This is a genomic window from Solimonas sp. SE-A11 (assembly GCF_030345715.1).
Lineage (GTDB): Bacteria > Pseudomonadota > Gammaproteobacteria > Nevskiales > Nevskiaceae > Solimonas_A.
On sequence record NZ_JAUASX010000016.1, the window covers coordinates 1 to 13,923 of the forward strand.

General features: G+C 67.8%; 10 protein-coding genes. 6 read left to right on the forward strand and 4 right to left on the reverse strand.

What is annotated here, in order from left to right:
* Nucleotides 1-822: 822 nt before the first annotated feature.
* The 6 genes from QT386_RS16845 (at nt 823) to QT386_RS16870 (ending at nt 6,955) form a co-directional block, all read left to right on the forward strand.
* Nucleotides 823-2,583 (forward strand): phosphoethanolamine transferase, encoded by a 1,761-nt coding sequence (locus QT386_RS16845; RefSeq protein ID WP_289274905.1) that lies wholly within the window; start codon nt 823-825, stop codon nt 2,581-2,583.
* A 165-nt stretch (nt 2,584-2,748) separates the two neighbouring features.
* A complete protein-coding gene (locus tag QT386_RS16850) occupies nt 2,749-2,961 on the forward strand; it encodes a hypothetical protein (protein ID WP_289274906.1) in 213 nt (70 codons plus the stop codon).
* Nucleotides 2,962-3,052: 91 nt separating this feature from the next.
* On the forward strand, nt 3,053-5,098 hold the full coding sequence (locus tag QT386_RS16855; RefSeq protein ID WP_289274907.1) for a PAS domain-containing protein: 2,046 nt from the start codon (nt 3,053-3,055) through the stop codon (nt 5,096-5,098).
* Complete coding sequence (locus QT386_RS16860; protein WP_289274908.1) at nt 5,091-5,516, forward strand: response regulator; 426 nt, start codon at nt 5,091-5,093, stop codon at nt 5,514-5,516. Before QT386_RS16855 ends, QT386_RS16860 begins: the two co-directional genes overlap by 8 nt.
* 186 nt (nt 5,517-5,702) lie before the next feature.
* Nucleotides 5,703-6,203, forward strand: a complete 501-nt coding sequence (locus tag QT386_RS16865) for a GNAT family N-acetyltransferase (RefSeq protein WP_289274909.1) — start codon at nt 5,703-5,705, stop codon at nt 6,201-6,203.
* A complete protein-coding gene (locus QT386_RS16870) occupies nt 6,200-6,955 on the forward strand; it encodes a GNAT family N-acetyltransferase (protein ID WP_289274910.1) in 756 nt (251 codons plus the stop codon). Before QT386_RS16865 ends, QT386_RS16870 begins: the two co-directional genes overlap by 4 nt.
* Before the next feature lie 392 nt (nt 6,956-7,347).
* Here the strand turns inward: QT386_RS16870 and QT386_RS16875 are convergent, their stop codons facing one another.
* The 4 genes from QT386_RS16875 to QT386_RS16890 are packed head-to-tail and all read right to left on the reverse strand — an operon-like array spanning nt 7,348 to nt 13,875.
* The gene (locus QT386_RS16875; protein ID WP_289274911.1) at nt 7,348-8,811 is read right to left on the reverse strand and encodes a M17 family metallopeptidase; all 1,464 of its coding nucleotides are present in this window, start codon (nt 8,809-8,811) and stop codon (nt 7,348-7,350) included.
* Nucleotides 8,812-8,822: 11 nt separating this feature from the next.
* Complete coding sequence (locus tag QT386_RS16880; RefSeq protein ID WP_289274912.1) at nt 8,823-9,740, reverse strand: alpha/beta fold hydrolase; 918 nt, start codon at nt 9,738-9,740, stop codon at nt 8,823-8,825.
* A gap of 11 nt (nt 9,741-9,751) precedes the next feature.
* The gene (locus QT386_RS16885; protein ID WP_289274913.1) at nt 9,752-12,187 is read right to left on the reverse strand and encodes a TonB-dependent receptor; all 2,436 of its coding nucleotides are present in this window, start codon (nt 12,185-12,187) and stop codon (nt 9,752-9,754) included.
* Entirely contained in the window at nt 12,184-13,875 is a 1,692-nt protein-coding gene (locus tag QT386_RS16890; RefSeq protein WP_289274914.1) for a DUF885 family protein, read from the reverse strand. Before QT386_RS16890 ends, QT386_RS16885 begins: the two co-directional genes overlap by 4 nt.
* Nucleotides 13,876-13,923: the final 48 nt, after the last annotated feature.

The following is a 13,923-nucleotide window of genomic DNA, read 5'->3' on the forward strand; positions in this document are numbered from 1 at the left end:
TCCGCTTCCTTCAGAAATCCGATGATCTGCTCTTCCGAATACCGCTTCTTCACGTCCGACCTCCTGGGGTCTTGGGTCGGACTCTAAACCACGGTGCTACTCAATTTTGGGGTAACGTCGCCCTGTACGCTGCTTTCGTAGCGCCCATTCAGGTTCCAGGTCTCAGCCCGTGCCAGGCTGGGGGCGAGTAACAGAAAGAGCAAGGCTATTGAGCCAAGGATCTTGTAGGTACAAAGCTGAGGCTGCATGAATCTATTCCTTTAATATTCGTCCTCGGCAGCATAGCGGATATACGGGTTACTCCAAGGCTCTGCACAAAAATTCCACAATTCTGAAGCTTTGGCTCTAAGCTGCTTGAAAGTGGACGCCCAGGCTCTTCTCCGGAGGCGCCGAGCGAATATTGACCAGAGGCGTTTGAGCACCTAATTTACAAGAGACTATAATCGAGGCTATGGACAACAATGAGCCAGCAATCTGCATCGTGTACGCCCTGACGTTCTTGGCCTTTCCAGAAAAATTCGGCGTGCCCTGAAGGTTCGTGCAAGAGGCGGATGGTGTTGTGCCAGGCCCTGCAGCATTTGATCAAGATGCTCCGAAACCCCGCCTCTCCGGCGGGGTTTCTTTTTTGCCCGGGGCTTTCCGTTTGCATCCGGGCGGCTGGTCCTTGAAATCTCCCGGCCTGGGCTGATCGCCTGGCGAATAGCGTCCGGATAGACAAAATCCACTACAGCAACGCTGCCAGGCGGTTACTGCCCCCGGCGTTGACATGCCGGTTACATGGCGGCGACTAAGGTGCAGGCTCCCTTTCTTACAGGTGCCTGCATGTCCTCGTTGCCCAAGACCACGTCCCGTGCCCGGGCAGAGACCGCTGCGGCGCCTCGTGGGGGGCTGCTGGCCCGTGTCTGGCCCCGCGGGCTGTCCCTGGCGCTGCCGGAGGTGGGGCCCAATACCCTGCTGATGCTGGTGGTGGCCTACCTGGCGCTGACCCAGAACCTGTCCTTCTTCCGTGCCGTGGCGGCGTCGCTGCCCTCGCCGGCGGGGTGGCAGGAGTGGCGCATCATGGGCAGCGTGGCGGTGGCGCTGGTGGTGCTGCTGGGCCTGGCGCTGTCGCTGCTGGCCTGGCGGCGCACGCTGAAGCCGGCGCTGGTGGTGTTCCTGGTGACGGCGGCGGTGTGCAGCTATTTCATGGACCGCTTCGGCACGGTGATCGACCGCGCCATGCTGGTGAACGTGGCGCGCACGGACCGGCATGAGGCGGGCGACCTGCTGCAGCTGGCGCTGTTCGCGCATGTGTTCCTGCAGGGTCTGGTGCCGGCCTGGCTGGTGTGGCGCTGGCCGCTGCGCTGGGACAAGGCGGGGCCGGAGCTGCTGCGGCGGCTGATGCTGGCGGGCGCGCTGGTGGTGATGCTGCTGGCGGTGTTCCTGCCGCAGCAGCATGAGCTGATGATCTGGGGGCGTATCCACCGCGATGTGCGGGTGTACGTGAACCCCACGTTCCCGCTGCACTCGGTGAAGCGTTACGTGCAGGATATCCTGCCCAAGGGGCCGCGGCTGCCGCCGCAGCCCATCGCCACCGACGCGGTGCGCAGCCTGGCGGTGTCGCCGCGGCCGTTGCTGGTGGTGCTGGTGGTGGGCGAGACGACGCGTGCGGCCAACTTCCAGCTCAACGGCTACGGGCGCGAGACGACGCCGCGGCTGGCCAAGATCCCGGGGCTGGTGAATTTCTCCAACGTGACGGCCTGCGGGACGTATACGGCGGAGTCGGTGCCCTGCATGTTCTCCATCGACGACCGCGGGACTTTCAGCCGCGGGCGCGAGGAGAAGCAGGAGAACCTGCTGGACCTGCTCAAGCGCGTGGGTGTGAAGATCGGCTGGCGCGACAACGATTCCGGCTGCCAGAACGTCTGCACCCGCGTGGGCATGGAGTCGCTGGATGCGGCGGTGGACCCGGTGCTCTGCGAGGACGGGGAGTGCCATGACGGCATCCTGCTGCGTGACCTGCAGCAGTTCTACCCGGCGGCGGGCGCCAAGCTGCTGGTGCTGCATACCAAGGGCAGCCATGGCCCGGCCTACTACAAGCGCTACCCGGAGTCGGCGCGTGCTTTCACGCCGGACTGCCGCGACGCCAACGTGCAGCGCTGCACGCGTGAGCAGATCGTCAATGCCTACGACAATACGATCGTCTACACCGACCAGGTGCTGTCGGACCTGGTGGGGCGCCTGGCGGCGCAGCAGGGGCAGATGGACTCGGTGATGATCTATGTCTCAGACCACGGCGAGAGCCTGGGCGAGAAGGGGGTCTACCTGCACGGCCTGCCGTGGCAGCTGGCGCCGCCGGAGCAGAAGCAGGTGCCGATGGTGGCCTGGTTCTCGCGCGGGGCGCCGCAGGCTCTGGGCGTGGACCTGGGCTGCATCGGCAAGTCGGCGGCGCAGCCGCGCTCGCACGATGCGGTGTTCTCGACGCTGCTGGGCCTGTTCTCGGTGAAGACCAAGGCCTACGAGGTGCAGGAAGACCTGTTCGGGGCCTGCCGCCGGCCGGTGATCGCGGACAACGAGGGCAAGGCGGCGGAGCGGGACGGCTGAGGCGGCTGCCGGGGGGCAGGAAATCCCCTTGGCTTCCCATGGCCTGCCGCCGCTTCCTGCCGCGGCAGGTGAGCTGGGTCATGCATTCGTCATCGGGCCGGAGTAGCCTCCCGGGGCCGCTGCCCTGCCGGCGGTGCTTGCTGTGAAACACAGGAGGTTCGCGTCATGGAAACCCGCTCCATCCGCCTTGGCCCCCCCCAGATCGAACTGCTGGAGAGGATTTCCCATGCCGGCACCCTGTCGCTGGACGCCCTGCAGCTGGACGAGGTGATGGCCCTGGGCAGCCTGCGCCTGATCTCGCTGGAGGCCGGGGCGGTGAGCCTGACGCCGCGCGGCAACCGCTTCCTGGCCTACAGCCTGGAAACCGCTCCCAACTGAAGTCGTGACGCAAGACCGCTGATTTCTGGCGGATTTTGCGTAAGATGGCCTCCACGCCGGCGCTTCGACCGGTGACGGAGGAGAGCGCGGGATGTCGGTGGCGGCTGGGCTGGAGGTTCGCCCGCGCGGCGAGCGCCATGTGCGTTCGCAGCCGCCCCTGCGCCAGCTTGCCTACTATTCCCAGTTCCTCTACCGCGCGGTCTTTGCCGGCCTGCTGTTCTCCTACGTGAGCCTGCTGGGCCTGGCGTCCGGCTTCCTGGACCGCTTCGGCATCGCGCTGGCCATGGGCGGCTATATCGCGGCGGTCTGCGTGATCATGGTGCTGGCCCGCGGGGAGCGCCTGACCCCGGGGCTGCAGCGCGCCATCATCGGCGTGGATCTCTGCGCGATGGTGGTGGGCGTGCCGCACGACCCGCTGCCGGGCATGCCGACGCTGCTGGTGTTCTACCTGGCCTATGCGGACCTGGGCCTGCGCAACCAGTACCGGCACTACGTGGAGGCCCTGGCGGCGGGCGCGGTGGCGGGGTCGCTGATGCTGCTGCTGCGGGCGCACTACACCCCCGGGGGGCTCTACCCGGCGGACATGTGGCAGGCGCTGATGGTGACGATCATCGTGCTGCACGGCCTGCAGATCTTCTCCGGCCGTGACCGGGCGCTCAAGCTGGCGCGCGCCACGCAGGAGCGCCTGCAGCTGGCGCTGGACTCGCCGGGCCTGGGGGCCTGGTCCACCAGCGACCCGCTGGTGGAACTGAAGGTGGACGGGCACATCCAGCTGGTGCTGGGCCTGGACTCGGAGCAGTTCTCCGACCGCATGGAGGACTACATCGCCTGCATGCACGAGGACGACCGCCCGCGCGTGGTGGAGCGCTACACGCGCTTCGTGAAGTTCGGCGGCAGCGACTACGAGGACGAGTACCGGGTGCGGCGGCCCAACGGCGAGGTGCGCTACGTCAGCTCGCGCGGCAAGGCCGAGCGCGGCCCGCTGGGCCAGGCGGTGAGCATCGCCGGCATGGTCTGGGACCTGACCGACCAGCGCCGCCAGCAGGAGCGGCTGGCGCGGATGGAGGAGCGCTACCGCGTGGCCACCAGCTCGGCGCGCATCGCGGTCTGGGTGTGGCACTGCCTGGAAGACCGCCTGGAGTACGACGATGCCATCAGCGGCTTCCTGGCGCCCGGCGAGCAGCCGCAGGCGCTGACGTTCGAGCAGGTGCTGCGGCTGGTGCACCCGGAGGACCGCGAGCCCTTCTCCGGCCGCATCCGCGAGGCATTGGAGGGTGACTCGCTGTCGTTCTTCGACGAGGTGCGGCTGCGCCTGCCCGACGGCAAGATCCGGGTGATCCAGTGCCGCGCCACGATCCTGCGCGACGCGCAGGGCAAGGCGCTGCGCGTGGCCGGGGCCAACTGGGACGCCACCCGCCTGGCCCAGGCGCGCGAGGACCTGGAACGCTCGCACCGCGAGCTGGATGACTTCACCTACACCGCCTCGCACGATCTCAAGGAGCCGCTGCGCGGCATTGCCAGCTTTGCGCAGTACCTGCAGCAGGACTATGCCGAGCGCCTGGACGACGAAGGGCGCCTGATGATCCAGAAGATCCGCGACCAGGCGCGGCGCATGGAATCGCTGATCGCGGACCTGCTGCATGTCTCGCGCATGAGCCGCGGCGGCATGGTGCGCGAGGACACCGACCTGAACGCGGTGCTGCACGATATCCTGGAGTCGCTGGACTTCAGCCTGAAGGAAAAGGCGGTGGACGTTCGCGTCCCGCGGCCACTGCCGCGTGCCTACTGCGATCGCATCCGTGTGGGCGAGTTGTTCCGCAATCTCATCACCAATGCCGTCAAGTACAACGATCGCTCGCAGCGCTGGATCGAGATCGGCTGTGAGGTGATCGAGATGGAGCGCGTGTTCTACGTGCGCGACAACGGCATCGGCATCCGGCCAGAGCACCATGCCCGCGTGTTCAGCCTGTTCGAGCGCCTGCACAAGCGCGACGCTTACGGCGGCGGCACCGGCGTGGGCCTGGCCATCGTCCAGAAGATCGTGCAATTGCATGGCGGCCGCGTCTGGATCGAATCCACGCCCGGAGAGGGCACTGCTTTCCACTTTACGCTACCGGAGAGGAACCTCCATGAGTAAGAACCCGATGCCTGCCCATAGCTTCCTGCTGGTGGACGACAACCCGGACGATTTCTTCGCGGTGAAGCGCACGCTGCAGCAGGCGGGCGTGCAGAACCCGCTGCTGCACTGCGAGTCCGGCGAGGAGGCCCTGGAGCGCCTGCAGGCCGCCGCGGCCGCCCGCGCGCTGCCGGCCCTGGTGCTGCTGGATATCAACATGCCGGGCATGAAGGGCGCCGAAGTGCTGGCGGCGATCCGCGCCGACCGCGCGCTGGCGAGCCTGCCGGTGATCATGCTGACCTCGTCCGACGACGACCGCGACGTGCACGCGGCGTTCAAGGGCCATGCCAGCGGCTACCTGAACAAGCCGCTGGAAGTGGAGGCGCTGGAACGGACGCTGGAGCGCGTCCGGGGTGCCCGGGTGGCGGTGCTGCGCTAGCGGCCTCGCTGCCGGCGATGCTAAGCTGGTTCCATGAACAGAACGACGCACATCGTGGTCCGCCGACTTCGCGCCCTTACCGGGAAGACGGGTTGCGGATAGCGTTGTCTGCGTGCAGACAAAACCCGCCACCACGGCGGGTTTTTTATTGCCCCGCGTGGTGGCTTCACACGAGAGGGACAGGGCATGGGCAAGATCGAGATCCGCCACAGCGGCGAGGCCGATATCGAGCAGATACGACAGTTGTATGCCGAACCCTCGGTGTATGCCGACATGCTGCAGTTGCCGTTTCCTTCGGCGGCGACCTGGGCCGCGCGCCTGGGTACCTTGCCCGAGGGCAGCTACAGCCTGGTGGCTTGCCGCGGGCCCGAGGTGCTGGGGCAACTCGGCCTGTCCCTGGAGTCTGGGCCGCGCCGCCGGCATGCCGCCCATTTCGGCATGGGCGTGAAGGGCAGCGCCCGTCGCGAGGGCGTGGGCAGCGCCTTGCTGGCGGCGGCGGTGGACATGGCCGAGAAGTGGCTGGCCGTGCGTCGCCTGGAATTGCTGGTGTATGGCGACAACCACGCGGCCATCGGCTTGTATGAGAAATTCGGCTTCCGCGCCGAGGGCACGCTGCGCCACTATGCGTTCCGTAACGGCCACTTCGTGGATGCCCGGATCATGTCGAGAGTGACGCAGGACGCATGAATCCGCAGACCTACGAGAGACTGGAAGCCGCCGCCTTTGCCGCCTGGCCGTCGCTGGAGGCGGAGGAGAGGGTGCACGGCTGGCGCCTGCGCTACGCCGGCGGCTACACCAAGCGGGCCAATTCGGCTAACAGTGGCCTGGAATCCTGCGAGCTCGATGCCGGGCGGATCGCCGACATCGAGCAGCGTTACCGGGGCCGCGGGCTGACGCCCATCTTCCGGCTCAGCTCGGTGTCGGCGCCCGGGCAGGTGGATGCCATGCTGGAGCGGCGCGGCTACCGCCGGGTGGACCCTTCCTGGGTGATGGTGCTGCCCGTACTGGAAGCGGTGCCGGCGCAGGCGCCGCTGCGTGGCCTGGAGCCGGATGACTGGCTGTCGGCCTTCCTGCGCGTCAGCGGCAACACGGACGCGGGCCAGGACATGCACCTGCGCATGCTGCGGGCGATCCAGGGCGAGTCTGCACGGGCGGTGGAGTACCGGGGCGATGACCCGGTCTGCTGTGGCCTGGGCGTGGTGCACGACGGCCTGCTGGGTCTGTTCGACCTGGCGACGCTGGCGGCGCAGCGCCGGCAGGGATGGGCGACGCGGCTCTGCGGCAAACTCTTGGCCTGGGGGCGCGATGCGGGCGCCGGGTCGGCCTACCTGCAGGTGACGGCGTCCAACACGAATGCGATCCGGCTGTACGAGCAGATGGGTTTCCGCTGCGCCTACGACTACTGGTACCGGGTCGCAGGCCCCGATGGAGCGGCATAGCCTGGCCGTTGGCGTCGGTGCGTCCCACGCCGCGCAGCCAGGTGCGGTCGGCGAAGTTGCCGCCGTTCATGCTGCCGCTGTACTGGCTGTAGCTGCTGCTTCGATTGCAGTGCCACACGTAGATGTAATAGCCCGCGAGTACCGCGCAGCTGCCGTTGACGTTCTGCAGCGTCATGGTCACCGTCAGAGGCGTGCCGGTCTGCGTGTAGCTGCCGTCGAAGTCCGAGCGGATGTCGGTGCGGAAGCTGCGCGAGTCGGTGAAGACGTTCGTCGGGCATGGACGAACTCTAGGAAATCCCGACGGGGCACCCCGGAATCTTTACACAAGGTTTACATGGCGGCGATGGACGGCGGGTTCCGGGGGATGAACGTGCCCTGGAACCCGCCGCGTATCAGCCGGCGAGGCGCTCCGCGAGGGCGTCGATCAGGCGCACACCGAAGCCGGTGGGACCCTTGGGGATGCCCACGACCGGGCGGGTCACCCAGGCGGTTCCGGCGATGTCCACGTGGGCCCAGCGGCTGCCCTTGGCGAACTTCTCCAGGAACTTGGCGGCGGCGATGGCGGAGCCGCCGGAGGAACCGAACATGCCGGGGGCGCCGAGGTTGCGCACGTCGGCGATCTCGGACTCCACGGTGTAGTCGTAGTGCTTGCTCAAGGGCATGCGCCACAGGCGTTCGCCGCTGTCGGTGCCGGCGGCGCCCAGTTCTCCGGCCAGCGCGTCGTCGGCGCTGAACAGGCCGGCGTATTCCTCGTGCAGCGTGGCCATGATCGAGCCGGTGAGGGTGGCCAGGTCAACCAGGCGCTGCGGCTGGTACTTGCCGATCAGGTAGCTGATGGCGTCGGCCAGCACGATGCGCCCTTCGGCGTCGGTGTTGTCGACCTCGATGGTCAGGCCCGACAGCGAGGTGATGACGTCGCCCGGACGGAACGAGGTGCCGTCGATGACGTTCTCGCACAGCGGGATCGCTGCAGCGATGTTGAGCGGTGCCTTGCGCTGTGCCAGTGCCCGCAGGGCGCCGACCACGGCGGCGGCGCCGGCCATGTCGAACTTCATCTTGGAGATGCCGGGATAGGGCTTCAGGTTGAGGCCGCCGCCATCGAAGGTCAGGCCCTTGCCGACCAGGCCGAGGTCGGTGCCCTGGCCGCGCCGGCCGTTCCACTCGACGATCAGCATGCAGGGCGGATGCTCGCTGCTGCGCCCGACGGCGAGCAGGCCGCCGGCGCCGATTTTCTCCAAGGCCTTCTGGTCCAGCACCTGCACGCGCAGGCCATAATCCGTCAGCTCCTTGGCCGCAGCGGCGAAGCCCTGGGGCGTGAGCAGGTTGGCCGGTGCCTCCACCAGCGCGCGGGACCAGTTGACGGCCTCGCCGAGCTGGCGCGAACGGGCGGTGCCCTTCCACAGTGCGGTCGGCAACTGCAGCGCCTTGACCTCGAAGTGGCCCTTGGGCGGCGAGGTGCGGAACGCGGTGCAGCGGTACGAGGCCAGCGTTGCGCCGAGCGCGAAGGCGTTCATCGCCGCCTGGGCATCCTTGGCCAGCGGTGGCGCGATCAGCGCGGCGGTGTCGATGCGCAGGGCGCGCAGGGCGTCCAGCGCGGCGGCGCCCGCAGCTTCCCAGAAGCGCGCTTCGCTGTCGAAGTCGCTGGGCTTGCCGCAGCCGACGGCGACGATCCGGCCGGAGCCGGTGAACAGGTCGGCCCGGTCGCCGGGAATGCCGCGGAAGCTTTCCGGCAGTTTCGGCAGCTTCAGCCCGGTGTGCAGGGGCTTGAGTTCGCCGCTGACCAGCAGCACTTCGACAGCGGCGGCCTTCTTGCCGCGCGGGCCTAGGGGGGCGGTCTTTGCATCGGTGAGTTTCATGTGTGCGTCCTTCAGGCGTTCAGCGACTTTGCGTAGTTCATGATCTGCTGCGCCACGTCGGTGGCACCGGCAGGGGTGAAGATCATCGCACCGTGTGCATGCGGTGTCGTCTGCCAGCGCGCCTGCGGACCCTGCAGCGGTGCGCGGTGCAGGGCATGCATGCGCTCGACCATCTGCCGTGCCCTGGAGGGCGAGATGAGCAGGCGCGTGACGCCCTTGATCTCGGTGGCGGCGTCGGCGCTGATGGTCAGACGCGGCACGGCGGCCGTGCCGCGCGCGATGGCGGATCGGATCGCCGGAAGCAACCCGAATTCGTCCATCCCGGCGCTCAGCGAAGACACGGAGCTGAAGGCGCGCTGCACCACCAGGCTTGCCTCGGGCTGCGGCAGCGTGCGTGCGGCGGGGCAGAAGATCGGATCGGGAATGCCCAGCCGTGCGCACAGCCTCGCGAGGCGCGCGATGTGCTGCGTCCAGGAAAGTTGCTGATCCACCCAGGGATCGTCCGCCTCCGGGGTCGGGTCGAGCTGCAGCAATGCGCGCAAGCGCTGCGGCTGCTGGGCGGCGTGCAGCACGCCCATCAGCCCACCATACGAGTGGCCGATCAGCAGCACCGGCCGGCGCTGCTCCAGGGCATCGAGCAGGGCGGCCAGATGGATGCTGATGTCCGCGGCCGTGTGCGGGGCGGTCTTGCGGCTGCCACCGATGCCGGCGCGGTCGTAGAACAGCAGTTGAGTTTGCGGAGCCAGCAGGCGCTCGACCCAGGCCCAGCAATGCCAGGATGAGCCCCAGCCGTTTTCGAACACCAACAGCGGCAGCCCGCTGGGACGGCCGGACAGGCGATACGCCAGCTGCGCGCCGGGGACATCGACGACTCCCTCGCGGACCGGGATGTCGGCCGCCAGCGGCGGCGGAAGGGTGGTTTCGCTCATGTGGGGTCGGATCAAGGTTGGAAGCTGTAGCCCATCTCCACGCCGAAGCAGCGCGGGGGCGTGATGAACTTGAGGGAGAGCACGTCGCCGGTCACGCGGGCGTAGTTGTTCGATGCGGTGACGCCGCGCTCGTCGGTGAGGTTCTTGCCGAAGGCGGTGAAGTTGAAGTTGCCGCGCTTGAACCCGGCACGCAGGTCGAACAGGTTGTAGTTACCCTTGGTCACGTCCTGGTACGACAGGTTGCTGGCGGACTCGCCTTCGTAGCGATGGATGAAAGTGATCGAGGGCTGCCAGGCCGGAAATACCCAGGCGGCGGTCAGCGTGTTGCTGAGCGACCATTCCGGGGAGCCGGGCAGGCGGTCGCCCTTCTTCGCGGGAGGGCGGCCGTTGTTGGGGTCGTAGTCATTCAGCAGTTGCGCATCCAGCCAGGTCACCGAGCTCTGTGCGGTCAGGAAGTCGAAGGGACGTGCGACCAGCGACAGCTCCACGCCCTGGATGCGGGCATCGCCGGCATTGTCGAGGAACTTGAAGACGCCGCTGCGATCCGTAGAGATCAGCGGGATGTCGTGCCAGTCGATCTGGAACACGGCGATGTCCAGGGTCATGCGGCGCTCGAACCAGGCGGTCTTGGCGCCGATCTCGTAGTTCTGCACCTCGTCCGGGTTGTAGCTGCGCTTGGTTGGCGTGAGCGGCGTGCTGGGCACCAGGTTGGGGCCACCGAGGCGGTAGCCGCGGGAGTAGAGGCCGTAGAACAGCACGTCGTCGGTCGCCTGCCAGGCCAGCGATACCTTGGGATTGAAGCCCTTGGCGGAACTGCTGCGGGATTCCTTGAACTCCGGGCTGCCGCCCGGCAGCAGCAGCAGGCCGCGGCCATTGATGGTGCTGTCGACGAGATTGTCGTAGTAGCGCCCGCCCGCGGTGAGCTTGAAGTCCTGCGCGAATCGCCAGGTCAGGTCGACGAAGGCGGCCTTCTCGGGCGCATTGATCTTGGCGTTCTGGCGGAACAGGGTCGTCAGGCCGGCGAGCGGGCCTGGCGGGGTGATGCCGAGGCCCTCGAGCAGTGCGTTGATGACGCCCGTCGTGTCCTCCAGGACATTGGCATCCAGGTTCACGTCGAACTCTTCGTCGCGATCGGCATACGACACGCCGGCGAGGTACTCGAAGGCTTCTCCCGGCGGCGAGACGAAGCGCAGCTCGGCGCTGTAGCCCTTCACGCCGCCGCTCTGGGTCAGCGGGAAGTCGAGGCCCAGCGCGCCGATGCCCAGGCTGCTGGCGCCGTCATAGGACAGGCTGCTCGACTTGTCCTGCACGCCGGCGATGAAGGCCCAGCTGCCGTAATCGGCATCGAGCTCGTAGCGCAGCGTGGCCAGGCTGAACTCGTTGCTGCTGGGTTCCGGGACGATGGTGTTCTTCTTCAGGTCGCCGAGACGCTCGTCGACATAGCCGCTGTCGTCCGTCCTGGTCTGCTGGTAGAGCGCGCTCAGGCGCAGGCGCGAGTTGTCGGTCGGGTTCCAGCCGAGGATGGTGCGCCCACCCTGTGTCACGGAGTTGTTGGATTGCTCCTGGCCGGTGCCGACGTTGTCGATGTATCCGGGCGTGCGCGTGTAGTGCCCCACCAGGCGCAGCGCCAGCGCGTCCTCCGCGATCGGCATGTTGACCATCAGCTTGCCGCTGCCGCCGAGGGAGCTGTTGGTGGCCAGGCTGCCCACGCCCTGCGCGGCGAAACCCCAGCCCGAGGCATCGGGCGCCCGCGGGATGTAGTTGATGGCTCCGCCCAGCGAGGATGAGCCATACAGCGCGCCCTGCGGGCCGCGCAATACTTCCACGCGCTGTGCGTCGAAGGCATCCACGTCCGGCACCACCATGGGCGCGGCAGGATCGGTCAGCGGGATGTCGTCGTAGTACACGCCGACCGCGGTTTGCGCCAGGGACGGCACGGTGTCGGAGGACACGCCGCGGATGGTAATGACGGAGTAGCCGGGCACGCCGCTGTTGAAGTTCACGCCCGGCGACAGCGAGAGATACTCGCCGAAGCCGCTGGCACCGGCGCCTTCGAGCTGCTCCTGGCCGATGGCGCTGACGGCGCCGGCCACCGAGGAGAGGTTCTCCGTGCGCTTGTTGGCGGTGACCACGATCTCCTCGATGGCGGACGGCCGGTAGCCGGGTTCCTTCAGCGGGGCCGGCGGCGCGTCCTGCTGGTTGGCCACCGGGATCGTCGGCAGGATGTCCGCCGCGGGATCGGGATCGGCAGGGGCCTCGGCCTGCGGCGGCGGGGCCTGATCACCGGCTGCCGGAGTGTCGGGCGTCGGTCCGGTGTCTTGCACCAGCAGCTCGTCCAGCCCGGCCAGCGCATCGTCGGCCGGTTCCTGCGCCGGGGCGTTTCCGGCGGCGACCAGCCCGGCCAGCATCAATCCCGACAGCGTGGCCTGCCTTGCACTGCATTTCATCGTGCGCACTCCTCGATCCATGCCTGCATGTGCTGTTCGAGCACCGGCAGGGTCACGGGGCCCGCGGTCATCAGCCGATGATGGAAGTCCTTCAGGCGGAAACCGCTGCCGAGCGTGGTCTCGGCCCGGCGGCGCAATTCCAGGATCTTCAGCTCGCCCATCTTGTAGGACAGCGCCTGGCCCGGCATGCCGATATAGCGATCAACCTCGGCTTCGATGGTGTCGTCGGACTGGCTCATGTGGCGTCGCATCAGGTCGATGGCTCGCTGCCGGCTCCAGCCATGCAGGTGGATGCCGGTGTCGACCACCAGTCGCAGCGCGCGCCACATCTCCATCTCCAGGCGACCGAAGCGGCTGTAGGGATCGCTGTAGAATCCCATGTCTTCACCCAGGCGCTCGCAGTACAGTGCCCAGCCTTCCAGGTAGGCCATGTAGCCCATCGCGCCATGGCGGCGGAAGTCCGGCAGGTCCTGCATCTCCTGCAGCACGGCCAGGTGCATCAGGTGCCCCGGCCAGGCTTCATGCAGCACCAGCGGCACATGCATGTAGGTGGGGCAGCGGTCCGGCAGGCTGCTGACCCAAAAGATGCCGGCGCTGGAGCCGTCCGCGGGATTGGGCTGGGCATAGGCCGGCGGCGCGTTCTGCGACAGGGCCGGCGGGATGCTTTCGATGCCGTAGGTCATGCGCGGAATCCAGGAGAAGAACTCCGGGATGCGGCGGTCGATGCGCTTGGCGAGCACCTCGACGTGCTCCAGCAGCGCCTCGCCGGAGCTGGCCAGGAAGGCGGGATCGCTGGCCAGGCGCTGGCGGAACCCGGCGACGTCACCAGGGTAACCGGCCTCAGCCGCGGCGGCCTCGATCGCGGCGGCGATGCGCTCGACCTCGGCCAGGCCCTGGCGGTGGATGTCCTCGGGCGGCGTGTCCACGGTGGTGTAGTGGGCGGCGATGAAGCGGTAATAGGCCAGGCCCTGGGGTGCGTCGGTGCAGCTCAGGCTGTCTCGGCAGCCGTCCGCATAGAGGCGGCGCAGGGTATCGGCATGGGCCTGGTAGGCCGGCTTCAGGGTGTCGGCGATCAGCGCCCGGGCGCGTTCGTGCAGCGCCGGTGCCAGCGCCGTGCCTGCCCGGCGCAGGGGCTTGTACCAGATGGAGTCGTCCACCGGGCCGGCAAGGTAGCTCTCGAGGTTGGAGAGCACGCGCGGCAGCAGGATGCCGGGCAGGCGATGCCCGCGCTCCAGGCCCGCGCCGAGCCGTGCCGCGAGGTCGGACAGGTACTGCGGGATGGTGCCCAGGCGGGCGAGATAGTCCTCGGCGTCGGCGGCGTTCTGCAGTACGGTCTTGTTGATGGACAGGCCCACGTAGGCGTCTGGCCCGAAGGGGAACATGGACGGCCGCAGGTACTCTTCCAGCCGGTAGCGTTCGCGTGCTTCGCCCAACTCGCGCTGCAGCAGGGCGGCGCTCAGGGCGTCCTGCCCGGACAGGGCCGGCAGGTCGATGGCGGCGAGGCGAGACAGGAAGCCGGCATGGGCGTGGTCGCGCCGTGCATGGTCTTCAGCTGATTCGCGGAAAATCCGCCGGCGCGATGGCTCGTGGCCGTGGTCGATGCCGAGCAGCGGTTCCTCGTCGAGGCGGAACTGCCAGTAGTCCTGGGCCAGGCGTGCCAGCTGCGTCGCGGGCCCATCGGTTTTCATGTCCATTGCCGCACACTAGGACATCGTTGCCGCAAAGACTTTTTCTGG